We start from the raw sequence: 24,170 nt of genomic DNA, 5'->3' as shown, positions 1-24,170 counted from the left end.
TTATTTGATGGCATTGAGGCGCTCAGCAAGGGTGTGGGCACTTTCGTCGCCGTTGACACAGGTCATGATTGGCTGGGCACCGAGCATGACGGTATTGCCGTCTGCGTAGGCGCGGCGCTTGTCATAGCCTTTGTGGTAGGCGGCAGCCAGGTTGCCCATGACGAAGTAGGAACGTTCGCGGGCGCTCATGCCGCCGGCAGGGGCCGGGGTAGTGAAATCTTTCGTATTGACGCGGACGAGACCGTCCTTGTTGGTGACATGGTTGCCGCTGTAAGCGGAGATTTTTTTGACATAGGCATCGCGGCGGTCGTCATCGGCGGGATGGTCCGAGAGGAATTCCTGCACGGCGTTCGCTTTGGTTTTTGACAGGTCAAGGACGCGCTGCCAGACAGCCGCTGTTGCACCGGGGTTGTAGCTTGTATGGGTGATGTAATCGAAGGCCAGGGAATCGGCCTCATTCTCCATCGGCTTGGTGATATGGCGGTTGTTGATGACCTGGGCCATGACTGCACCGGCCTGAGAACCTGTGGCGGCACCGAGAATCTGCACGTTGAGGGAGCGGCGGGCGCCCTTGGCAGGATGATCTTTCTGACCGTGGCCGAGCTCGTGGGCGAGGACAACGGCAATCTCGTCTTCATTGGTCAGGACATTGTATAGCCCTGTGTTGACGCTCAGATTGTGCCCAAGCGTGCAAAAGGCATTGAATCCTTTTTGGTTGTTGATGAAATAATTATAAGGTTTGTTGTATATTGAGGGATCGACGGCACCAATGCCGGCTGTAAGATTGGTCATGATGCGGTCGAGCTGTTGGTTGAGTGCCCAGTCATTATTTACGCCATATTGTTTTTTCATCTCGCGGAAGTATTCCTGACGTCCTTCCTCGGAGTCATTGTACTTGCGCAGCAGGGCATCGAGCTGCGAATGAGCAGCAACGCCATTGATGAGTGCGCCGATGATGCTCGCTGTTCCGGCTTCGGCAGCCGGTGCTGGAATCGTACTGAAGGATAGAGGAAAAGCCAGTAGGCTGGCGGCGATTGTTCCCGTAATCAGCTTGCGCAATTTCGTAGATTTCATGTATAATTCCTCCTGTAGATGTTTGTTGTTCTCTGCAATCATTATAGCGAATTTTGGCGAGAAGATGCTAGAAAATTCGCTAGAATTAATAGAAATTTAACCTGAAAACGACTGGGTCGTCTGGGCTCGGGATAAGGAGGCGTGACTCATGGAGGAAAAAGCATGGCGCACCTTGCGTTTGACCATCAATGGATTAGGTCATAAGGTGCGGTATAATCAGGAGACCATTGACAATCTGTTCCTGCCGTTCTTGCGGCGTATGACAAAACTGCAGCGCGAGAAGGGCACACGGATTGTCGTGTATTTGGTGGCGCCGCCGGGCACGGGGAAATCGACATTGGCTTTGCTGCTTGAAAAACTCTCGCTGACCGATTCGGCGCTGGAACCGGTGCAGGCGCTAGGACTGGATGGCTTTCATTATCATGCGGATTATATCCGCACCCATACGGTGGAGCGTGATGGCAAGCAGGTACCGATGAGCCTGGTCAAGGGCTGTCCAGAGACCTTTGATGTGGAGCACTTGCTGGCAAAGCTTGCGGGGCTCCGCGATAGCGACTGTCGCTGGCCCATCTATGACCGCACGACCCATGATGTGGTGGAAGAGGTCATAAAAGTTCGCCGTTCGATTGTCCTGCTGGAGGGCAATTGGCTGTTGCTCGGCGATGACCGTTGGCTTACGGTGCGCAATTTTGCGGATTATTCTCTGTTTGTTGGGGCAGAGCCGCAGGATCTCAAGGAACGGCTCATTGAGCGCAAGATACTTGGTGGCAAGAGCCGTGAGGAGGCAGAGATCTTCTACCGGAACAGCGACCGAATAAATGTCGAGCGGGTGCTGAAGAAATCTTGGCCGGCTGACGAGACCTGGCAGATGCTGTCAGATGGTGACTATCAGCTGCGCGGCAAGATGATGCCGAACCGTATGGTAAACCGCGATGTGCTGTGGAAAAAGCCTGATGTGACTATCGACAACAGCCTGCTTAGTGGCATCAACCGCCGTATCAGTGCGGAACCGGGAGATGTGGGCCGCCTCTATAAGAACGGGTATGCGGAAGGGCTTTCCCATGCCCGCAAAGCCATTCTGCGGAAACTTTATCAGGATGGGACAATGAGCAGCAAGGCAATCATGGAGACTTTTGAACTCAGCGATGACGAACTGCAGGATATCCTGAAATGAATTTGTGATAAACAATGAGCCTGCTGGCAATCTGATTGCCGGCAGGCTCATTGTCATTAGCGGGTCTTGCTGGAAAAGAGATAGACGAGAATGGTGAGGATAATGCCGCCGACGCCCCACATCCAGCCTTTGTCATACCAAGCGTAGGCTGTGGCCGCAAGGCAGAAGAGCACGGCAAACAACGTCTGCTTAGCGTTTTCTTTGCGATAGGCGAAGGTTTTGTAATCGACACCAGTCAGCCGTTCGAAGCATTCCGGGCAGATGACCTTGCGCTGGCCGTCTTCGGTCGTATGGACGAGCGCTTCCTTTTCCTCAAGGTCGCGGCTGCATTCTGAACATTTCAGCATATATGGATTCCCCCAGTTGATTTCTTGCGTATTCACACATATCTTTTATTTTATCGCATCTATCGTGATTTGACTAGGATTTCTTGACACTGTACAGGAAAAACATTAAAATAATAGAGTATAGTTATGTATCAACTATCCGAGAATCAATCATGCATAAAAGCAAATAAAAAAAGAGGGGGTGAGTATTATCGTTATCGAAATAGTAGTAGCGGTAATAGTTGCAGCTATCATCGGTGCCTTTTTTGGCTATGTTGCCCGTAAACGTACGGCAGAAGCGCAGATCGGCTCCGCTGAGGAAGAAGCAAAACGCATTGTAGCAGACGCGGAAGAAAAAGGCGAAACCAAGAAGAAAGAGGCCCTGCTGGAGGCGAAGGAGGATATCCACCGCCTGCGCCAGGAACTCGATCGCGATACGAAGGAGCGCCGCAGCGAGATCCAGCGCCAGGAGCGCCGCGTGGTGCAGAAGGAGGAGAATCTCGACCGCAAGCTCGATTCCATCGAGAAGAAGGAAGAGGCTCTTTCCCGCAAGGAGTCGCGTCTCGACAAGAGCCAGCAGGCAGTTGACGAGATGCATGAGAAGCAGAAAGCAGAACTCGAGCGCATCTCAAGCCTGACGGCTGAGGAGGCGCGGACGATGCTCATGGCAGAGGCTGAGGAAGAACTCAAGCATGAGAAAGCCATGAAGATCAAAGAGTATGAGCAGCAGATGAAGGATGAGTGCGACAAGAAGGCGCAGGATATCCTGAGCCAGGCCATCCAGCGCTGTGCAGCTGACCATGTGGCTGAGACGACGGTTTCGGTCGTCGCTCTGCCGAACGACGAGATGAAGGGGCGCATCATTGGCCGTGAGGGCCGCAACATCCGCACATTGGAGACAATGACGGGGGTTGATCTCATCATCGACGATACGCCGGAGGCTGTCATCCTGTCGGGATTCGATCCGGTACGCCGCGAAGTTGCCCGCATTGCCCTGGAGAAACTGATCCAGGATGGCCGCATCCATCCGGCCCGCATCGAGGAAATGGTCGAGAAGGCAAAACGCGAAGTCGATCAGCGTATCAAAGAGGCTGGTGAGCAGGCTACGTTTGATACGGGCGTTCACGGCATCCATCCGGAGCTCGTGAAGATGCTCGGTCGTCTGCGTTACCGCACGAGCTATGGGCAGAATGTCCTCAATCACTCGATTGAGGTAGCGCACCTGGCTGGTGTCATGGCATCGGAGCTGGGCTGCGATGTGACGCTGGCAAAACGTGGCGGTCTGCTGCACGATATCGGCAAGGCCATCGACCGTGAGGTTGAGGGTTCGCATACGACGATTGGTGCCGATCTTGCGCATAAGTTCCGCGAGTCCAAGGATGTCATCAACTGCATCGCTTCCCACCATGGGGATGTCGAGGCAACGAGCGTAGAGGCTGTCCTCGTCGCTGCTGCCGATGCTGTGTCGGCGGCAAGACCTGGTGCACGCCGTGAGAGCCTTGAGTCGTACCTCAAGCGCCTCAAACGTCTCGAGGAGATTGCTGAGTCCTATGAGGGCGTAGAGCGCTGCTTTGCCATTCAGGCCGGTCGTGAGATTCGCGTCATGGTCAAGCCGGACAAGGTGGATGATGCTGAGGCTGCTGCCTTGGCACATGATATTGTCAAGAAGATCGAGGACGAGCTCGAATATCCGGGCCAGATCAAGGCTACGGTCATTCGTGAGACGCGCGTCGTCGACTATGCGAAATAAGCAAGGAATAAGAGATTTGGGGATGCAGGGCCTGGCTCTGCATCCCCATTCTACCTATAAGAGGATAGACGATGTTCAGATTCAAGGATTTGATGAAACAAGCGACGGGAAAACAGCCGGGTGATAAGACTGGCATACAATTGCTGGCTTCCATACTCGTGTGCTATCCGGAAATCGAGTCGATAACCTATGAGCCCGAGCATACGGAGATCGTCATGGAGTTTATCGTTACGGGCAAGCTGGACAAGCCGGAGCTTGAGGAATTTGTCAAACTGCTCGACGACAGCTTGCAGGCTTATCATGAGCTTGATTCGGGCAGACAGGTATGGATGGCTGCCGAGGCGGAGTGTCTCGGCAGCATGACGACAATCCATATCCATCGGCAGCTGGTGACTTTGACGCGTGGTGAGCTGACGCTTATCGCGGACCTGTTCCAGGAGAAGTTTGGCGAGCGCCTCAAGTGCGACAAGCATTCGCTGGAGCAGTTGGAGCCGGATTTTGCCGATGCGCAGAGCGCGGCACTTGACCATTTGCTCGATCAGAATCAGGAGTACAGGATCCGTGAGCAGATGATCGGGATTCGTGATCGGGATAGGGTTGTAGTCTATAACCGCTGAGCAGGCTTGGTGGGAGGAGGAAATAAAAACGTGCGAGTAATGTTGGTTGGGGATGTTGTCGGCCGCCCAGGGCGGAAGGCCTTTCAGTTATATACACCAAAACTCCGTCAGGAGAAAGGCATCGATGTGGTCATCGTCAATGGTGAGAACTCGGCGGGAGGCAAGGGCTTTTCACGCAAGTCCCTTAATGAGCTTTATCATGGCGGCGCTGATATCATCACGTCGGGCAACCATGTTTGGGATAAGAAAGATGTTTTGGAGTTTATCGATCAGGAGCCCTTTTTGATCCGACCGGCAAATTATCCGGAAGGAACACCGGGCAAGGGCTGGTGCATCTATCCGTTCAAGGCCAAGAATATCGGTGTCATCAATCTTTCGGGAAGGGCCTTCATGCCAGCGCTTGACTGTCCGTTTCAGAAGGTTGAAGATATCCTGCATGAAATCAAGCAGGAGTGTGACATCATCTTCTTGGACTTCCATGCGGAGACGACTTCGGAAAAGATGGCGATGGGCTGGTATCTTGACGGCCGCGTCAACGGTGTTGTCGGCACGCATACGCATATCCAGACAGCCGATGCGCGCATCCTGCCCCAGGGAACGGCCTATATCACGGACCTTGGCATGACGGGCCCGTGGAACTCGGTGCTCGGTGTCAAGACTGAGATCATCCTGCGCAAGTTCACGACGGCCATGCCGTGCCGGTTTGATCTCGAAGAGAGCGGGCCGCAGGTCTACTCGGCTGTTATCGTTGACATCGATGATGCGACGAATCGGACGACGGGAATCGAGCGTATTTTTCTTACTGAAGAGTAAGCCGAAAATACTTTAGTTTATAGAAAAAAGAAGGACTTTGCAGTTTTTTGCAGAATACTCTTCCTAGTGACAGTAAGTTTTGACTACAGGATATACACAATTTGTTGATGTAGTGTTTTTGTTGAGAGGACGTGCTGAACATGGAAATTCTGAAGGTATCTGCGAAGTCGAATCCGAACTCAGTGGCAGGCGCTTTAGCCGGGGTACTGCGCGAAAGCGGCAGTGCTGAGATGCAGGCGATTGGCGCTGGTGCGCTTAATCAGGCAGTCAAGGCTGTGGCCATTGCCCGTGGATTTGTAGCACCACATGGGATTGACCTCATATGCATCCCCGCTTTTACGGATATCAAGATTGACGGTGAGGAACGTACCGCTATCAAACTGATTGTAGAGCCGCGCTGAGTATAGAGTATAGGAGTGGATCCGAATGCCAAGTGATTTGCATATGCATACGTCTTTTTCGGATGGCAAGCTGACACCGGAAGAGCTCGTAGCAGCCGCAAAAGCAGCCGGCCTTACTTATATGGCCATCACAGACCATGATACAGTGGAAGGCATCGTCGATTTATACGAGAATGGACACTATCCGGCCCGGGGGATACGCATTATCCCTGGGATTGAGTTCAGTGCGCATCATCCGACCCAGGAAATCCATATCCTGGGATTCAATGTAGATATCTACTACCGGGGGCTCGCCGACAAACTCAACGATGTGACGGAAGGACGCTGGAGCAGGTTCTCAGAAATGGTGGAGAAGCTGCGGGCTTTAGGCTATAACATCACCGAGGCTGATGTCTTGGCAATTGCCGGGGCCAGCAAGTCTATCAGCCGCTCGCATATAGGCCGTGTACTGGTCAAGAAGGGGTATTTTGCCTCTGTGCGGGAGGCCTTTGATGCGGTGTTGAGCAAGGGACAGCCTGCCTATGTGCCGCACTACCATTTGGAGGTAGAGGAAATCATCGCTATCATCAAGGCTGCCGGTGGTACGCCAGTGCTGGCACATCCCAAGCTCATCGGTGATGACGAGCTGGTGCGGGAACTTTGCCAGCGTGGCATCGAAGGGCTGGAAGTATTCTATCCGCAGCATGATGCCGAGGATACGAGCCGTTATCTGGCCATGGCTGAGGAGTTTGGCCTCATGGTGTCAGGGGGATCTGATTTTCATGGGTTTCCGACGCGCTATCCGCAGGAATTGGGGATATTCACGATTGAAGACAGCTGGGCGGAGAAATTCTATCGTCCGGAACAGAAACTGGGATAAACAGGAGTGTAGAGCATGAACGTAATCGCACTGGTGGGACCCAGTGGTACTGGCAAGAGCCATCATGCGCTGGTTGTGGCGCATGAAAACAAGGCGGATGCTATCATTGATGATGGCATCCTGATCAAGGACGGCAAGATCCTGGCTGGTCATTCGGCAAAAAAGGAGCAGAGCAAGATCATGGCAGTGCGCCGGGCAATCTTTGTCCTGCCGGGACATGCCGAGGAGGTGCGGGCTGCAATCCAAGAGGCAAAGCCGCATCGCATCTTGATTCTCGGGACATCCGAGAATATGGTGCAGAAGATTGCTAAGGCACTCAAGCTGCCGTCAATTGCGAAGATCATCCATATTGAGGATGTGGCGTCCAAACAGGAGATGGAAAAGGCACAGTTCTACCGTCTGAAGCAGGGAAAACACATCATTCCTGTGCCGACCATTGAGCTAAAGCCACATTTCTCCGGCTATCTGGTGGATCCGCTGCAGACCTTTTTCAAGCGGTCATCGACGCGGCGCCGCCGCCTGGGTGAGAAATCTATCGTGCGGCCGGTATTCAGTTACTACGGCAAGCTCGAAATCGATGATGCGGCCATCAAGTCCATCATCCGCCAGGTAATCACGAAGCAGGAGCCCTTTACGAAGGTAAGCGGAATTGACGTTACGCACCTTATGCAGGGTGAAGAGGATTTAGGGCTAAAGATATCGTGTGATGTTGTCCTGACTTATGGTAATCACATCCCGACGCTGATCGCGCAGGCGCAGCATAGTGTGCGTGAGGCGGTGGAATACATGACCGGCATGATCGTGCACGAAGTGAATATACGCGTCAAGGCACTTTTTGTGCAGTCTTGATGCCTGATAATGAAAATACCCGTTGCAAGCGTTGTACGTTGCTTGTAACGGGTATTTTCATATATGTCATTCTGTTGCTGCAGGGGCAGGATTCTTGGTAACCAAGATCTTATCGATACGCGCCCGGTCCATGTCGACGACTTCGAATGTCAGGCCATTCCAATCTTTCTTTTCGCCGGCCTTGGGAATATAGCCGAAATAGGAGGTCAGAAAGCCGCCCATGGTCTGATAGTGGTCGTGGTCTTCGTCAGGAAGTTCGTCGATATCGAAACGTTCCTTGAAGTCATCAATCGAGTAGAGACCATCGACAAGCCAGGAATTCTCATCGCGGACAGTCAGTTGGACGGGATCAGGCTCTCGCGTTGATAGCGAGTCGCCGATGATTTCCTGCAGGATGTCGTCCATGGTCAAAAAGCCGATGACGCCGCCGTACTCGTCGAGCACCATAGCCTCGTGGGTTCCGCTGTCGCGGAACTGCTCGAGGACGCGGAAGGTTTCCATGGAACGTGGCACGAACAGCGGCTTGCGGATATAGAGCGACAGGTCGAGTGACTTGCGCTCAAGTGAAGCATTCAACAGGTCCTTGGCATAGAGGATGCCGCAGAAATCGTCGAGACTGTCGCGGCCGACAGGAAATACGTCCTGAGGGGTTTCGCGGATCAATCGCAAATTGTGTTTCAGCGAGTCAGAAAGGTCAAGCCAGAGCATCTGCGTGCGTGGCGTCATCAGTGCATAAGCTGTCTGGTCGCTCATATGGAAGATGCGGTCGACCATGGCCTGCTCGGTCTTTTCAAAGGTACCGTCTTCGGTGCCCTGCTCGATGAGGTCTTTGACCTCGTCTTCCGTGACAGTGTCCTCATATTTAGGATTGATGCCGAATATCAGCAGGATGAGGTTGGCGGAGCCAGACAGCAGTGTGATGAGTGGCTGGGTGAGCCGCGTGATGATGCGTAGGCTGCGGTGGTACTTGAGCAGTACGCGCTCGGGGGCCTGCATGGCTGCCTTCTTGGGCAGGAATTCGCTGAAGAGCAGCGTGATATAGGTCATGATGACAATGCTTACGAGGAGCGCCAGAGCATGTGCCTGTGGGAGGAAGGGCATCATGGCGGCGAGAACGGGCGCAAGGAATACCCCCGTGCATAGTCCGGTCAGGATGCTGGTCAGCGTGATGCCGACCTGTGCCAGTGAGAGCATCTGCTCGGGACGCTCGAGGATGGCCAGTGCGTTTTCAGCATCAGGGTTGCCGTCTTCCTGCAACCGCTCGAGGCGGCTGCGGTGGCTTTCGGTAATGGCTGTCTCAATCAGTGAGAAAAAGCCATTGATGCTCAGCAAAAACAAGAGCAAGAGAAATAGTAAACCTGCTTGGGAACTATCCAATGAAAAATACACATCCTTTTTGACAATTCAATAAGTCGGAAATAAACCGTTAAAATTGCTTATAGTATACCATATTCTGATCGGTCAGTCATCAGAAATGGAGACAAGGCTTGCCAGCGTATTGTATAATAGATACATTGACATTTGCAAGGAGTACTTGATTCGGAGGTTTTCAGAATATGATGGATAGAGAGAAAGATACGCGAACGGATATCCCTACCCTGCAGTGGTTCCCAGGACACATGAAAAAGGCACAGCGCTTGATCGAGGAGAACCTGAAGCTCGTGGATGTGGTCATCGAGCTGTTGGATGCGCGGATTCCCGCAAGCTCGGCTAACCCGATGCTCGCCGAGATCATCAAGGATAAGCCGCGCATGATTGCACTGAATAAAGCGGACCTGGCTGACAGCCAGAGCACGAAGAAGTGGCTTGCCTATTTCCGCGCCCAGGGGATTCCCGCTGTGGCCATTGATTCGATGAAGGGCAAGGGCATGAAACAGCTGGTCAAGGAGGCCGAGGAACTCGCGCGGCCGAAGACGGAGAAATTCGTTTCCAAAGGGGCGCGTGCGCGCGCAGCCCGCTGCATGATCCTGGGCATCCCGAACGTCGGCAAGTCGTCGCTGATCAACCGGTTGGCTGGTGCAGTAAAGGCCAAGGCTGCCAATCAGCCAGGTGTAACGCGAGCTAAACAGTGGATCAAGATTGGCAGCAATCTTGACCTGCTCGACACGCCGGGCATTCTCTGGCCGAAATTCGAAGACCAGACCGTTGGTCTTAAGCTTGCGTTCACTGGGGCAATCAATGATGATATCTACGATCGCGAGCAGGTTACGGCCCTGCTGCTGGCATCGATGCGCCGCGATTACCCGGAGCGCTTGATCGAGCGGTTCAAATTCAAAGGCGAGATGCCGGCCGATGGCTTGGAACTGTTGGAAGCTGTAGGCCGCAAGCGGGGCTGTCTTGTCAAGGGCGGTGTCGTTGACCTCGAAAAGGCGCAGAATATTGTTCTGACCGAGTTCCGCGCCGGCAAGCTTGGTCTGGTGACACTTGATGAAGTACCAGCTGATACAGCTGCAGAGGAAGAGGCGGAAAAAAACATTGAATGATTTGGCAAATTATACGATAAAAGATATAGAGGGTCTGTTTGCTGCGGAGAAAATCGATGCAGCATTCCTGGAGGCCTGCCGGGCTGACAGCCGCAAGGCTGTCGCGCGACTTGTCCGCCGCTATGAACGTGAGCAGCAGGATCGCATCCGCGTCATGACGATGTATAGCTATGAGCATCAGGCCATGGCCGAAGGCTATGATATCGTCGCTGGCGTCGATGAGGCTGGCCGTGGCCCCTTGGCTGGGCCAGTGTCCGTGGCAGCTGTCATCCTGCCCCATGACCTGTACCTGCCCAAGATCAATGATTCCAAGAAGATATCGGCCAAGGTCCGCGAGGAACTGTTTGATGAGATCCAGGCTAAGGCACTGGCCATCGGCACGGCGCTTATCGATGCGCAGACTATCGACCGCGTCAATATCTATCAGGCCACCATCAATGGCATGTACGAGTCGATTTTCATGCTGAAGCCTGAGCCGAAGAAGGTGCTTATCGATGCGGTGAAACTCGACAACCTGCCGATGGAATCGGAATCCATCATCAAGGGCGATGCGAAGTCGGCATCGATTGCTGCGGCATCGATTATCGCCAAGGTCACGCGAGACCGGCTGATGGATGCTTACGATAAGCAGTATCCTGAGTACGGCTTTGCCCAACACAAGGGCTATGGCACGGCACAGCATCTTGAGGCCTTGCGGAAATATGGTCCTTGTCCGATCCACCGTCTTTCCTTTGAACCGGTACGGTCATTGGTAAGTGGTAATGGCTGAGTAAAATGTGATTTTCGATAAAGGTGTGTGAAAGCAATGGCAATGGAAACGGCGATGAATGTAGGGATTCGTCCGGTAGACCGTCCGCAGTCGACTGGTGGTACGGAAGGCGTATCCCGTCGTGGCGATGGCGGCAGCTCTTCGGCGGCGTTCAGTCCGAAGACGAACGTTTCCATTCAGAGTGCAGTCGATGATATGGCGGGCATCCTGTCTAAGATATCGAGCAATCAGAGCGAGGCTGTGGATAAGATGCCTCAGGATCTGCAGAAAGTCATCCAGAATGTGCTCAAGCAGGCACTTTCTTTGGAGGAGACTTTGGGACAGGGGCTCGGCAGCACGCTGGAGAGCCAGCGCTTTTCGATGGATCAGCTCAGTGCCCTTTCCCGTATGCTTTCACAGCTGGGGGCAATGGCCGAGAAGGGCATGCCTGTGGAGGTAAGTGATGAGATGCGGGCCCTGCTGTCCAATTTCAAGGCCCTGGTCGCAACAGAAAATGGTGCATCGCTGGAGCCTGTACTGTTGACCAAGGCAGCGTTTGAGCTGCTTGACAACAAGAGCTTCAGTGAACTGCCGAAGGAAGTGCAGGCGCTTTTGCTGACCTTGCAGCCGCAGGGACAAACGGCGGCCATGCAGGCTGATTCTGATAGCAGCATGGGCTTTTTGAAGCAGCTCGTGCAGTACTTCATGCCGCGTCCGGCAGCGGAGGAGGCACCGCAGAGTCAGCAGCCAGCTCCGCAAGGACAGCAGAATGCCAACCAACCTCAAGGCCAGCAGGGGGCAAATCAGCCCCAGGGACAGAATGCCGCGCAGAGTAACGCGAATACGGCAGGTACCCAGCAGGGACAGCAGAGTGGCACGCCACAGCAGGCAGGACAGAATGCTGCACCGCAGGGGCAAGCCCAGGGGCAGCCCGCCGCCGGTCAGCAGCCAGGTCAGGCACAGCCTCAGCAAGGGGCAAATCAGCTCCAGGGTCAGAATGCTGCGCAGGGCAATGCGAACCCGGCAGGTACCCAGCAAGGGCAGCAGAGCGGCACGTCGCAGCAGGCAGGACAGAATGCTGCGACGCAGGGGCAGGCCCAGGGACAGCCAGCCGCTGGTCAGCAGCCAGGCCAGGCGCAGGGCCAGCAAGGGGCGAATCAGCCGCAGGGACAGACTGCTGCACAGGGGAATGCGAATCCAGCAGGCATGTCACCGGGGCAGCAGAGCGGCAGCGCGCCGCAGCAGGCCAGTCAGAATGCAGCTCCCCAGGGGCAGGCGCAAGGGCAGCCAGCAGCGAATCAGCAGATGCAGGGCCAGCAAGGGGCCAGTCAGCCCCAGAGCCAACAGGCGGCGATGCAGCAGGCTAAGGCACAGCTGATGAGCCAGACCATGGAAAATACCCAGCAGGCGATGAATACCATGAAGAGCCTTGCTCAGCTCTTGATGAAGAATACGGAAATGAGCCAGAATGATCTGAAGCTGTTGCAGAATTTTGTCAATGGACAGAGCAGCACGCTGAACGATAAGGAAGCCAAGCAGCTGCAGCAGCTGATACGGCTCTGCCAGCAGAATGTGCCGGCGACGGTCCAGCAGGCGGCTGTGCAGCAAAATCTTCCTGACCTGCCGCGGCTGTGGGCTTTCATGCAGCTTTGCGATATGATGTTTGCCAAGCGCATGACGGCGCGTCAGCTCAAGAGGGCCGGCAAGGATGTGGCCATGTTGGTGCTGTCGATGCGCAATGCGATGGGTGGTGACAATTCCTCGGTGCAGGGGCAGCGCTCCCTTAACTTCATGCTGCCGATGTATATGGGGGAGGAGAGTACCTATCCATCCTATATCCATGTTTATGATGAAAAGCAGCCAGATCCTGAGACTGGTGAAATGAAGAAGGAGACCTGGCTTAGGCTTTGTGTGCTGACTGACAACATCGGTGCCGTTGAGCTTACATGCCGCGTGTTCAATGAAAGTGAGCTCGATATGCGCGTGTTCTTCTCCAATCCGGAATCGGCGAATGAGTTCCGTGAGCAGGCGGAGGCTCTGCGCGAATCGCTGAAAGATTCGACGCTCAAGCTCAATGATTTGAAGATCGGTGCAGTGGGTGAGCGCCGGTTTATGTAAGTTTCCAAGTGATAAGAAATAATGTCCTTGACGATAGAACAATAACAACTTATAATGTGACCGTAAAGAGGCATTCAGGCAGGTGATAAGGATATGAGACCAAGGCAGCAGTTACAGGAAGAGCCGGAGACCAACCCGGATGTGCCCCAGCAGGCAGTAGCGCTCAAATACGATATGGAAAAAGACCAGGCGCCACGGGTGGTAGCGAAGGGGCGCGGTCATGTTGCCGAGAATATCCTTGCGGCAGCGCAGAAAAACAGTGTTCCGGTCTATCAGAACAAGACTCTCGTCAGCATGCTGATGGCCCTGGATATCGACCGAGAGATTCCGCCGGAACTGTACCGGACCATTGCAGAGGTCATGGCCTATGTCTATCGGATTGACAAGAAGGCCAAGAAAGAAAAGCCGCCTGAAGTCCGTCTCTAATCGATAAGGATAAGAGGTTACGGCAGATGAACAACAAGATTCTGGGCAATCAGGGAGAGCAGGCAACGGCTGACTATCTGGAACGCCATGGCTATCGGGTTCTGGCGCGTAATTTTCGTGTGCCTGTAGGCGAGATTGATATCGTTGCTGCCAAGCAGGAATTGGTGGCCTTCGTGGAAGTGAAGACACGCAGAGGCCTTCGCTGTGGTACGCCGGCGCAGTCGGTAACGTATCACAAACAACAGAAGATCATCCAGACAGCGCGCTGGTTTTTACGGCAGAGACATTTAGAGGATAAGTGTCTCTGCCGTTTTGATGTTGTGGAGGTCTATGCCCTGCCGGAGGGGCAATGGGAAATCCATCATATACCGGGAGCATTCGAGACTTGAGCGGGCAGGGGGAGATAACATGTTTGCACGGACATATGGCGCTACGACCATGGGAGTTGACGGACTGATCATCGATGTGGAAGTGGATTCAGCAGCAGGACTGCCAGGTTTTGAGATCGTGGGCTTGCCGGATACGGCGGTAAAAGAGGCCAAAGAGCGTGTGCGGACAGCGATACGCAACAGCGGCATTCAGCTGCGGCAGGAAAAGGTAACGATAAACTTGGCACCGGCCAATATCCGCAAAGACAGTCCCGGCTTGGACTTGCCAATCGCTATGGGCCTTTTGGCCGCATATGGTGTGGTACCAGCAGAAAGCCTGGCCCATTGCCTGCTGGCGGCTGAGCTTTCGCTGGAGGGAGAGTGCCGCAGTGTCCATGGTGTCCTGCCGATGGCCATAAAGGCGCGTGAGCAGGGCTTGACGGAGTTCTTTGTGGCCAAAGAAAATGTGAACGAGGCGCTGCTGGTGGATGGCATCAAGGTTTATGCACTGGAGAATCTTCTGCAGCTCGTTCAGTTCCTCAATGGCGAAGAGCGGCTTGAGCCAGCGGTGCCGGCGCCGGTGGAAGTGGAACATGAGGAAATCATGGATGATTTTGCCGATGTACAGGGGCAGTATCAGGCTAAGCGAGCGTTGGAGATTGCGGCGGCAGGCGGCCACAACGTGTTGATGGTGGGCGTTCCAGGCTCGGGCAAAACGATGCTGGCCCGGCGTGTCAGCACGATCCTGCCGCGCCTGTCGCGGGAAGAGGCACTGGAAGTCACCAAGATATACAGCATTGCCGGCTTGCTGCCCCGCAACGGTGGCTTGATCACAAAACGGCCGTTTCGCAGTCCGCATCATACGACTTCGATGACGGCCATGATCGGTGGTGGCAGCATCCCGCGGCCGGGAGAAGTCACGCTGGCTCATCATGGTGTCCTGTTTCTCGATGAGTTGCCTGAGTTCAGCAAGAAAACGCTTGAAGTGCTACGTGAGCCCGTAGAAGACAGGCAGATAGCTGTGGCACGAATACATGCCACACTGACGTTTCCCGCCAGCATAATGCTGGTCGCCGCGATGAATCCATGCCCTTGTGGCTATCAAGGCGATAAAGACCATGATTGTGAATGCACGCCGGGCGAAATCAAGCGCTATACGAGGCGTATTTCGGGGCCGCTGCTTGACCGTATCGATATCCATATCCGTGTGCCCCGCGTGGAGTATCATGATCTATCGTCCACCCAGAAGGCCGAATCATCCGCTGTTATCCGGGCGCGCGTCGAAAAGGCGAGGTCCTTGCAGCATGAGCGGCTGCGCGTCTATGGGATATACTGCAATGCGCAAATGAACCATGCCATCATTCGCCGGGAGTGCCATATGACCGATGAGGCCCAGCTGATCTTGGAGCAGGCCTTTACGCGCCTGCTGCTGTCGGCAAGGTCCTATGATCGTATCATCAAGGTGGCACGCACGATTGCGGATCTGGCTGAGGCAAAGGATATAACAGCTGCGCATATTGCCGAGGCCATCCAGCTTCGCAATGATATTGGCTTGGCTAATGAGTAAAAAACTTTTTTTTTGTCTGGCCATCGTGTATAATTTTTATAACAGAACGATGATTTGCGTGAGGGATGGTGAGCGGCATGAAGACGAAAAATACGGATTCCCAGGATCTGATGACAGAACTGCTCGAGAATATGGATACCATCGTCTATGTCTGTGATGTCGAGACGCAGCAGCTTTTGTATGCTAATAAGGCGGCCATCAAGAAGAGTAATTGCCATGGTGATTACCGTGGCAAGACCTGTTATAACTACATGTTTGGCCGCAACAGCGTCTGTGCTGACTGCCAGCTGCGCAAGATGCATCTGGGCACGCGGCAGGAGCTTGTCCGTCATGATACGAGCAATGACACGTATCTCAATATCGAGAAGAAGGGCATCAGCTGGCATGGGCGGTTGGCCTGTGCGCACTTCATCAACGATGTCACCGATCGCAAGCGCAATGAGAAGATGCTGGCTGCGGAGCATGATATGGCCGCCAAGGCTGCCTTTATCTCGAATGTCAGCCATGATATGCGTACTCCGCTGAACGGCATCATCGGGTTTACGGAACTGGCAATGCGGTCCGATGGCGAAAAGCGCGAGGAGTATCTTGAGAAGATCCGCACGACGGGCAAGTTCATGCTGTCGCTGATCAACGAGACTCTCGATCTCAGCAAGATTGCCAGCGGCAAGCTAGAGATGGAGCCCGAGAACATCAGCATTGACAGTCTGCTCGACACAGTTGTGGTAGCGGCTCATGCCAATGCCGAGATCAAGCGGGTTAATTTCCGCATCGATTTGGAGAATATGTGGTTCCAGGATGTCTATATCGATCCGCTCAAACTCCAAAAAGTGCTGATGAATCTTTTGTCGAATGCCATCAAGTACACACCGGCAGGCGGGACGGTGACCTTGTCCATGGAAGGGCCGCTGGATTTTGGTGATGGCTATAACTGTCATATTGTCGTGTCCGACAATGGTGTCGGCATGACCGAAGACTTCCTGCCCAAATTGTTCCAGCCCTTTTCCCAGGAGCGCACCAAGTTGACCCGTAACCTCGAAGGCACAGGTCTCGGGATGTCTATCGTCAAGCAGCTGGTCGGGATACTGGGCGGGCGTATCGATGTGGAGAGTGCGAAGGACAAGGGGACGCGGTTCGACCTTTGGCTGACTTTGCCGCCGGGCAAGCCGCAGCCGAAGGAACAGGCTGTGGGAAATGTCTCCTATCCAAACCTTGCTGGCAGATGCGTGTTGCTCTGTGAGGATAATGAGATCAATCGCGAGCTCGTGGAGAACCTGCTGCTGACCCAGAAGATGAAAGTCATTGCGGTGGCCGACGGGCAGCAGGGCGTTGAGGCCTTTGCGCAGTCAGAGCTCGTCAGTATTGCTGCGGTGCTCATGGATATGCGTATGCCAGTCATGGATGGCATCAAGGCGACGGAGGCTATCCGGGCGATGTCACGGGCTGATGCACAGCGGGTTCCCATCATCGCCTTGTCGGGAGAAGACGAGGCGGCTGACCGGCAGCAGGCGCAGGCAGCCGGGATGACGGATTACCTGCTCAAGCCTGTCGATGTGCATGAACTGTTGCGCCGCTTGAGTGAATTACTGCCGGCAGAGGAGTCTGAGTGAATGGTTGAGGAAATATTGTTATATGGATGGTGCAGTAGATGCTGACGGCAAGTGTATTTGTGAATATCCCGGTTAAAAGCATAGCGAAGGCGTATACTTACAGCGTGCCAGCCGAGCTCTCCTTCTTGGAGGCCGGCTGGCGCGTTTTTGTGCCGTTTGGCTGGCGCAAGGTGGAGGGCTTTATCCTGGCAGTCGGGGAAAAAGAAGAGGCTGAGCTTGACGGGATCAAGCTGAAGCCGATACAGGCAGCTGTGGATGAGGAGTGCTGGTTTACGCCGGCGATGATCAAGGCGGCCCGCTGGCTGGCAGACTTCTATCTTTGCTCTTTGGCAGAGATGATGCGGCTCTTCATGCCGGGCAAGAGTGGGCTCAAGATCTCGGTGCAGTATGAAGCTGTGTCAGAAGAGCGTGAACATATCTTGCTGCAGATGCCGATGTACCGTGCCGTTTATCAGTGTCTGCAGGCCGAGGGACCACAGGGGAGAAATGCGATAGCCAGGGCTTTGCCGGAGCTGAAGGATGAGCTGCCGGCTATCCTGGATAAGCTCACGCAGTATAAGGTGCTGCGCAAGGATTATGCGGCGCAGAAACGAGATAATGCCCGCTATGAGAAGCTCGTCGTGTTGACTTGTCAATTGACTGGTCAAATCCGAGAAGACTACAAGCGGAAAAAGGCCCAGCTCCAGCTGCTGGAGCTATTGGCAGCGGCTCCTGAGAAGACGATGACCATGGCAGCCCTCAAGGCGGCGAAGGTCTCTTCGGCAACGGTCAAGCACCTTGCCGAGGCGGGAATGGCAGAGATCCGCCAGCGCCGCGTGTTGCGGGACAGCTATGGTGCTGTGCAGGCCACGCGGCAGCGCGTGGAACTGACGGAGGAACAATCGGTGGCCGTAAAGGCGATGGAGTCGGCGCTGGTTAGGCATGACTATCGAGGCTTCCTGCTCAAAGGCGTCACGGGCAGCGGCAAGACCCAGGTCTATATCGAGATGGCCGAACGCGTGCGCAAGCTCGGGCGTCAGGTCATCGTGCTGGTGCCAGAGATCGCTTTGACCGGTCAGGTCGTCATGGCGTTCAAGGCGTATTTTCCGGATGATATCGTCGTCATGCACAGCCGTTTGTCACTGGCCGAGCGCAATGATGCGATAATCCGCGTGCGCCGTGGCGGGGCGGGCATCATCATCGGCGCGCGCTCGGCGCTGTTTACACCCACGGAGGATATCGGCCTTATCATCATGGATGAGGAACAGGATATGTCGTATAAGCAGGATGAGTCGCCACGCTATCATGCGCGCGTAGTGGCCGAGGAGCTTGCCCATATCCATCAGGCGGTGCTGCTGCTCGGCAGCGCGACGCCGTCGCTGGAGTCCTACCATCGGGCAAAGCAAGGGGAGCTTACGTTGTTGACCATGACGAAACGCATTGGCAATTTGCCATTGCCGCTCGTAAAATGTGTCGACATGCGGCAGGAGCTGCGGCTGGGCAACCGCCATATCATGTCGCGCCCCTTGCAGCAGCTCATTGAGCAGACGATAGCGAAAAGGCAGCAGCTCATCATCATGCTCAATCGCCGCGGCTTTTCGACTTTTGTCATGTGCCGCTCTTGCGGTGAGGTCATCAAGTGCAAGCTTTGCGGCCTGCCACTCGTCTATCATCAAGGCGTGGGCGGCAGGCCGGGGCGGCTCGCCTGCCATCACTGCGATGTGACGGAGCCAATCCCCGATACCTGCCCCAAATGCGGCAGTCGTTATATCAAATATTTCGGCTCAGGGACGGAAAAGCTCGAGCAGGAGCTTCATCAGGTTGTGCCGTCGGCACGGGTCGTCCGCATGGACCGCGATACGACAAATACGAAGTTTGCCCATCAGGAAATCCTCGCGAAATTCCGGCGGCAGGAATACGATATCCTGCTCGGTACCCAGATGGTGGCAAAAGGCCATGATATTCCCAATGTCACAGCCGTAGGCATCATAAGCGCGGATGCTAGCCTGAACCTGCCCGATTTCCGGGCAGCCGAGCGCTGCTTCATGCTCATCACGCAGACTGCAGGCCGCGCCGGTCGTCATACGGAGCAGGGGCGCGTCATCATCCAGACCTACAATCCTGAACATTATGCCGTGACCTGCGGCATCGCCCAGGATTATGAGGGGTTCTATGCTAAGGAGCTTGCCATGCGGCAGCAGCTGTTTTTCCCGCCATACAGCCGTCTCGTAAAGCTTTTGTACCAGTCGGAAGAGGAGCAGGCGGCGAGGCAGGGAGCTGCTCAGCTCATAGCGGCGTTCAATCAGCACTTTCGGGGGGCTAAGGGCCAGCAGATCATCGGCCCGGCCCCGGCGGCAATCGCAAGGTTGCGCGGCATATACCGCTTTGTCGTGCTGATAAAGACGGCTGACCTTCCTGCTGTGCAGCAGTTCTTGCGGCAGCAGGCCCTTCATCTGCGGCCCGATGTGGCCATTGATATTGACCCGATAAGCATGCTCTGATCGGTAATAGGGGAGAAACTATGGATATTCAAAAGAGATTGTTTGAATTGCAGGATAAGGGCTATCAGGAATTCAGCAGCAAATTGATCCCAACCGTGCCGCCAGCCAAAATAATCGGTGTGCGCACGCCAGCCCTGCGGCAGCTGGCCAAAGAGGTGATGGCGGCAGGGGCAGCAGAAGCCTTCCTAGATGGGCTGCCCCATAAGTACCATGAAGAAAACCAGCTCCATGCCTTTATCCTTTCGGCTGTCAAGGATTATGACAGCTGTATGGCCTATGTGAATGCGTTCCTGCCCTATGTGGATAACTGGGCTACCTGCGACCAGATGTCGCCGAAGGTTTTTTCCAAGCACCGGCCTGAACTGCTGCCGCAGATAAAGCGGTGGCTGGCTGCGGAGGATACCTATACGGTGCGCTATGCCATCGGTATGCTCATGGTCCATTTCCTTGACGCGGATTTTGACCAGTCATATCTGGAGCTTGTCGCACAGATCCGTTCGGAGGAGTATTATATCAACATGATGATTGCCTGGTATTTTGCCACAGCGTTGGCCAAGCAGTATGCGGCAGCACTGCCCTTTATCGAGGACAGGAGGTTGGCATTGTGGGCACATAACAAGGCCATCCAGAAGGCTATCGAGAGCCGGCGGGTGAGCGCAGCGCACAAAGCGTATCTGCGGACGCTGAAACAGCGAAGCTAAGGGATGAAAATCAAAAGCTTTTAGGTAGTCTGTATTTGTGATATACTAATAAAGTATTTTTTTATGCAAACAACTAACATCTATGGATGGTGAGAAAATGAAAGTTACCAAAGAAGATTTGCAGAACGTGGCTGTTCTTTCCCGCCTCGCGATTGCCGAGGAGCAGGAGGAAAAGTATCTGGGCCAGCTCGATAAGATCCTGACGTATATGGACAATTTGTCGGCACTTGACACGACGGACGTCAAGCCGACCACCTATGCCCTGCCGATGCAGAACGTATTCCGTGAGGACGTAGTCAAAGAGTCCCTCGACCGCGAGGCTGCTCTTGCCAACGCACCGCTCAAGGAAGACGGCTATTTCAAGGTACCGAAGGTACTTGAGGACTAAGCAGGGGAGGAACAAACGTGAGATTATATGAGAAACCGGCGCATGTCCTCCATGACATGCTCGTCAATAAAGAGATTACGGCCGTAGCACTGACGGAAGATGTGCTGAAGCGCATCGATGAAGTCGAGGGCGACGTCAAAGCATATCTGACCATCACCCGCGACGAGGCACTGGCTCAGGCCAAGGCTGTGGATGAAAAGATTGCCAAGGGCGAAACGATTTTCTTCCTCGAAGGTATCCCGGGGGCTATCAAGGACAACATCTGCACCAAGGGCATCAAGACGACCTGTGCATCGAAGATCCTTGAGAACTTCGTGCCGCCTTATGATGCCACGGCGATGACGAAAATCAAGGCCCAGAATCCGGTCATCCTGGGCAAGGTCAACATGGATGAGTTCGCCATGGGCGGATCGACGGAGAACTCCGCCTACCATCCAACCTGCAATCCGTGGAATACGGACTGCGTACCGGGTGGTTCCTCGGGCGGCAGTGCGGCAGCAGTTGCTGCGGGTACCTCCATCTGGGCCCTGGGCTCCGATACGGGCGGGTCTATCCGTCAGCCGGCATCCTTCTGCGGCGTCGTCGGCATGAAGCCGACCTATGGCCGTGTTTCCCGCTATGGCCTTGTCGCCTATGCATCGTCGCTGGATCAGATCGGTCCTTTGACCCGTGACGTCACGGACTGCGCCAACATTCTCAACATCATCTGCGGTCACGATGAGATGGACTCCACCTCCAGCGAGGCAGAAGTCCCGGATTTCACCAAGGCCCTGGTGGAAGATGTCAAAGGCCTTAAAATCGGCCTGCCGAAGGAATACTTTGTGGATGGCATGGACCCGGAGGTCGAAAAGACCGTCCGTGCGGCTATCGAGAAATACAAAGAGCTTGGGGCAGAAATCGTCGACATCTCTCTGCCCCATACGAAGTATGCGATTTCGGCCTACTATCTGATTGCGCCGGCTGAGGCTGCTACGAACCTCCAGCGCTACGATGGCGTAAGCTATGGTGAGCGCGTCGAAAGCGACGACCTGGTTGGCATGATGACGAAGACCCGTACGGAAAAATTCGGCGAAGAGGTAAAACGCCGTATCGTCATCGGCAACTATGCCCTGTCGGCTGGTTATTACGATGCCTACTACCTCAAAGCTATGAAAGTCCGCACGCTGGTACAGCAGGACTACAATGAAGCCTTCCAGAAAGTCGATGTCATCATGGCACCGACGGCGCCGACGCCGGCCTTCAAGATTGGCGAGATGATTTCTGACCCGCTGCAGATGTACCTGCAGGATGCCTGCACGGTTCCTTTGAACCTCGCCGGCCTGCCGGGCATGTCGATTCCTTGCGGCTACAGTGCATCCGGCATGCCAATCGGCCTGCAGATCATCGGCAAGGCACTCGATGAGGAAACCATCATCCGCGCTGCCTACACGTATGAGCAGAGCCAGAACTATCATAACGAGATGGCCAAGCTGGGAGGTAACAACTGATGAAATACGAAGCCGTAATCGGTCTGGAAATACACTGCGAACTGAAAACCAATACGAAAATCTTCTGCGGCTGTGCCACCACCTTCGGTGCTGACCAGAACACCCATGTCTGCCCGGTATGCCTGGGCATGCCGGGCGTACTGCCGACCATCAACAAGCGCGTTGTCGAGTTCGGCATCAAAGCCGGTCTGGCTACGAACTGCGAAATCAACAAATACAGCAAGTTCGACCGCAAGAACTACTACTATCCGGACCTGCCGAAAAACTGGCAGACGTCTCAGTACGACCTGCCGATTGCTGAGCATGGCTGGGTCGATATCGATGTCGAGGGCAAGAAAAAACGCATCCGTCTGACGCGTATTCACATGGAGGAGGATGCGGGCAAGCTCGTTCACTCGGGTACGACCATCAAGGATTCGTCCTCGTCAAACGTTGACTACAACCGTACCGGTGTACCTCTCCTCGAGATTGTCTCCGAGCCGGATATGAGCTCGGCGGAAGAAGCCCGTGCCTACATGGAGAAGATCAAATCCATCATGGAGTACATCGATGTCTCCAACTGTCGCATGGAGGAAGGCAACTTGCGTGCTGACATCAACGTATCCCTGCGCCCGGTGGGCTCCAAAGAGCTTGGCACCCGCACGGAGATGAAGAACATCAACTCCTTCAAGAACCTCGAAGACGCCATCAACTACGAGATTGAGCGCCAGGAGGAAGTCCTGGAGGACGGCGGCCATATCGTGCAGGAAACCCGCACCTTCGACCCGGCCCGCGGCATCACCCTTTCCATGCGCAGCAAGGAAAATGCTCATGACTACCGCTATATGCCGGAGCCGGACCTGCCGCCAATCGTCACCAGCGAGGAGACCATCGAGAAGTACCGCAGCGAGCTGCCGGAGCTTCCGGATGCACGCCGTGCCCGTCTCGAAAGCGAATACGGCCTGTCGGATTACGATGCCGGCATCATCACGAGCTCGCGCGCTATGGCTGAGTATTTCGATGCCGTCATCGCTGAGGGCGCTGACCCGAAACTGGCCGCCAACTGGATTATGGGCGACCTGTCCAAGGAGCTCAATGCTGACGGCATCGACATCAGCAAGTCCCCGGTTGAGGCCAAACGCCTCGGCGAGATGATCCAGCTCATCATGAAGGACACGATTTCCGGCAAGATTGCCAAGAAAGTCTTCAAGGAAATGTGGACGAATCCGGACAGCCCGGAAAAAATCGTCAAGGACAAGGGCCTCGTACAGATCACGGATACGAAGGCTATCGAAGGCATTGTCGATGAAGTCATCGCCAATAACCAGAAAGCCGTTGACGACTACAAGGGTGGCAACAAGAAAGCCATCGGCGCATTGGTCGGCCAGGTCATGAAGGCCTCGAAGGGCAAAGCCAACCCGCAGATGGTCAACAAGCTGCTGGCCGAGAAACTGAACTGACAGTAATTGAGAATAACAGCCTTCCCTGCGGGGAAGGCGTATTCTATTTCAGAAAGGAGAACACCATGCCAAGCACGAAAGAAAAATTGCCGGGAGAAAACTACTGCTTTGCCTGCGGGCCGGAAAATCCCATCGGCCTGCACCTCGATTTTCACTTCGAGGAAGATAAGTATGTGGCCGAAAAGACCCTGCCCCATGAATATCAGAGCTATGAAGGCGTTGTCCACGGCGGCATCATCACGACGATGCTGGACGAGGCCATGGGGGGCTATCTCTACTCCGGTGGCGAGCGCGCTGTGACGGCGCGTCTTGATGTGCGCTATCGCAAGACCACACCTGTCGGCGAGCACCTCGTGATCACCAGCTGGGAGGAATCGCGCCGCGGCAGCTTCGTCAATATGAAAGCGACGATTGCGCTGGCTGATGGCACGGTTACGGCCGAAGGCACAGCCAAGATGGCATTGGTGGACTGACTGGAGAAAACGAGGCGAT

23 protein-coding genes are annotated in these 24,170 nt (G+C 54.7%); 20 read left to right on the top strand and 3 right to left on the bottom strand.

The window, feature by feature from the left end:
* Complete coding sequence (locus tag BM322_RS07210) at nt 1–1,074, bottom strand: M48 family metallopeptidase (RefSeq protein ID WP_075429232.1); 1,074 nt, start codon at nt 1,072–1,074, stop codon at nt 1–3.
* A gap of 148 nt (nt 1,075–1,222) precedes the next feature.
* Between BM322_RS07210 and BM322_RS07205 the strand changes: the two genes are divergently transcribed.
* Nucleotides 1,223–2,248, top strand: coding sequence for a nucleoside/nucleotide kinase family protein (locus BM322_RS07205; RefSeq protein ID WP_075429231.1), 1,026 nt, complete (start codon nt 1,223–1,225; stop codon nt 2,246–2,248).
* Between the two features lie 56 nt (nt 2,249–2,304).
* On the opposite strand, the gene BM322_RS07200 is transcribed toward BM322_RS07205, so the two are convergent.
* Entirely contained in the window at nt 2,305–2,595 is a 291-nt protein-coding gene (locus BM322_RS07200; RefSeq protein WP_075429230.1) for a hypothetical protein, read from the bottom strand.
* Between the two features lie 187 nt (nt 2,596–2,782).
* Here BM322_RS07200 and rny point away from each other — a divergent pair, with 187 nt between their 5' ends.
* The 6 genes from rny (at nt 2,783) to BM322_RS07170 (ending at nt 7,863) form a co-directional block, all read left to right on the top strand.
* The gene (rny, locus tag BM322_RS07195) at nt 2,783–4,324 is read left to right on the top strand and encodes a ribonuclease Y (protein WP_407047828.1); all 1,542 of its coding nucleotides are present in this window, start codon (nt 2,783–2,785) and stop codon (nt 4,322–4,324) included.
* A gap of 71 nt (nt 4,325–4,395) precedes the next feature.
* A complete protein-coding gene (locus BM322_RS07190) occupies nt 4,396–4,941 on the top strand; it encodes a hypothetical protein (RefSeq protein WP_082334422.1) in 546 nt (181 codons plus the stop codon).
* Between the two features lie 30 nt (nt 4,942–4,971).
* A complete protein-coding gene (locus tag BM322_RS07185) occupies nt 4,972–5,754 on the top strand; it encodes a TIGR00282 family metallophosphoesterase (protein WP_177220834.1) in 783 nt (260 codons plus the stop codon).
* Nucleotides 5,755–5,894: 140 nt separating this feature from the next.
* Nucleotides 5,895–6,155, top strand: a complete 261-nt coding sequence (locus BM322_RS07180; protein WP_075429227.1) for a stage V sporulation protein S — start codon at nt 5,895–5,897, stop codon at nt 6,153–6,155.
* Nucleotides 6,156–6,180: 25 nt separating this feature from the next.
* Complete coding sequence (locus BM322_RS07175; RefSeq protein WP_075429226.1) at nt 6,181–7,014, top strand: PHP domain-containing protein; 834 nt, start codon at nt 6,181–6,183, stop codon at nt 7,012–7,014.
* Between the two features lie 15 nt (nt 7,015–7,029).
* The gene (locus BM322_RS07170) at nt 7,030–7,863 is read left to right on the top strand and encodes an Asp23/Gls24 family envelope stress response protein (RefSeq protein WP_075429225.1); all 834 of its coding nucleotides are present in this window, start codon (nt 7,030–7,032) and stop codon (nt 7,861–7,863) included.
* Between the two features lie 66 nt (nt 7,864–7,929).
* On the opposite strand, the gene BM322_RS07165 is transcribed toward BM322_RS07170, so the two are convergent.
* Nucleotides 7,930–9,240 (bottom strand): hemolysin family protein, encoded by a 1,311-nt coding sequence (locus BM322_RS07165; RefSeq protein ID WP_075429224.1) that lies wholly within the window; start codon nt 9,238–9,240, stop codon nt 7,930–7,932.
* A gap of 179 nt (nt 9,241–9,419) precedes the next feature.
* Between BM322_RS07165 and ylqF the strand changes: the two genes are divergently transcribed.
* The 13 genes from ylqF (at nt 9,420) to BM322_RS07100 (ending at nt 24,151) form a co-directional block, all read left to right on the top strand.
* Complete coding sequence (gene ylqF / locus BM322_RS07160) at nt 9,420–10,346, top strand: ribosome biogenesis GTPase YlqF (protein ID WP_075429223.1); 927 nt, start codon at nt 9,420–9,422, stop codon at nt 10,344–10,346.
* Nucleotides 10,339–11,115 carry a ribonuclease HII gene (locus BM322_RS07155; protein WP_075429222.1) on the top strand — a complete coding sequence of 259 codons (777 nt, stop codon included), beginning with the start codon at nt 10,339–10,341 and terminating at the stop codon, nt 11,113–11,115. The genes ylqF and BM322_RS07155 overlap by 8 nt, the downstream gene beginning before the upstream one ends.
* Before the next feature lie 36 nt (nt 11,116–11,151).
* Nucleotides 11,152–13,212 carry a hypothetical protein gene (locus BM322_RS07150; protein WP_082334420.1) on the top strand — a complete coding sequence of 687 codons (2,061 nt, stop codon included), beginning with the start codon at nt 11,152–11,154 and terminating at the stop codon, nt 13,210–13,212.
* Between the two features lie 93 nt (nt 13,213–13,305).
* Nucleotides 13,306–13,638, top strand: coding sequence for an EscU/YscU/HrcU family type III secretion system export apparatus switch protein (locus BM322_RS07145; RefSeq protein ID WP_075429221.1), 333 nt, complete (start codon nt 13,306–13,308; stop codon nt 13,636–13,638).
* 26 nt (nt 13,639–13,664) lie between these two features.
* Nucleotides 13,665–14,027: a YraN family protein gene (locus BM322_RS07140; protein WP_075429220.1), complete on the top strand. Its 363-nt coding sequence runs from the start codon at nt 13,665–13,667 to the stop codon at nt 14,025–14,027.
* 19 nt (nt 14,028–14,046) lie between these two features.
* Complete coding sequence (locus BM322_RS07135; RefSeq protein ID WP_075429219.1) at nt 14,047–15,573, top strand: YifB family Mg chelatase-like AAA ATPase; 1,527 nt, start codon at nt 14,047–14,049, stop codon at nt 15,571–15,573.
* Nucleotides 15,574–15,650: 77 nt separating this feature from the next.
* Nucleotides 15,651–17,183, top strand: a complete 1,533-nt coding sequence (locus tag BM322_RS07130; protein WP_075429218.1) for a hybrid sensor histidine kinase/response regulator — start codon at nt 15,651–15,653, stop codon at nt 17,181–17,183.
* 38 nt (nt 17,184–17,221) lie between these two features.
* Nucleotides 17,222–19,663, top strand: a complete 2,442-nt coding sequence (gene priA, locus BM322_RS07125; RefSeq protein WP_075429217.1) for a primosomal protein N' — start codon at nt 17,222–17,224, stop codon at nt 19,661–19,663.
* A 20-nt stretch (nt 19,664–19,683) separates the two neighbouring features.
* A complete protein-coding gene (locus BM322_RS07120; protein ID WP_075429216.1) occupies nt 19,684–20,364 on the top strand; it encodes a DNA alkylation repair protein in 681 nt (226 codons plus the stop codon).
* 97 nt (nt 20,365–20,461) lie between these two features.
* Nucleotides 20,462–20,752 (top strand): Asp-tRNA(Asn)/Glu-tRNA(Gln) amidotransferase subunit GatC, encoded by a 291-nt coding sequence (gene gatC / locus BM322_RS07115; RefSeq protein WP_074513664.1) that lies wholly within the window; start codon nt 20,462–20,464, stop codon nt 20,750–20,752.
* A gap of 17 nt (nt 20,753–20,769) precedes the next feature.
* Nucleotides 20,770–22,239 carry an Asp-tRNA(Asn)/Glu-tRNA(Gln) amidotransferase subunit GatA gene (gatA, locus tag BM322_RS07110; RefSeq protein ID WP_075429215.1) on the top strand — a complete coding sequence of 490 codons (1,470 nt, stop codon included), beginning with the start codon at nt 20,770–20,772 and terminating at the stop codon, nt 22,237–22,239.
* Complete coding sequence (gatB, locus tag BM322_RS07105; protein ID WP_075429214.1) at nt 22,239–23,678, top strand: Asp-tRNA(Asn)/Glu-tRNA(Gln) amidotransferase subunit GatB; 1,440 nt, start codon at nt 22,239–22,241, stop codon at nt 23,676–23,678. The genes gatA and gatB overlap by 1 nt, the downstream gene beginning before the upstream one ends.
* Before the next feature lie 65 nt (nt 23,679–23,743).
* Complete coding sequence (locus tag BM322_RS07100) at nt 23,744–24,151, top strand: PaaI family thioesterase (RefSeq protein WP_075429213.1); 408 nt, start codon at nt 23,744–23,746, stop codon at nt 24,149–24,151.
* Nucleotides 24,152–24,170 lie beyond the last annotated feature (19 nt).

This window comes from Selenomonas sp. GACV-9 (genome assembly GCA_900116485.1).
In the GTDB taxonomy this organism is placed as follows: Bacteria; Bacillota; Negativicutes; order Selenomonadales; family Selenomonadaceae; genus Selenomonas_A; species Selenomonas_A ruminantium_G.
This window is presented reverse-complemented; position numbering and strand designations above follow the sequence as displayed.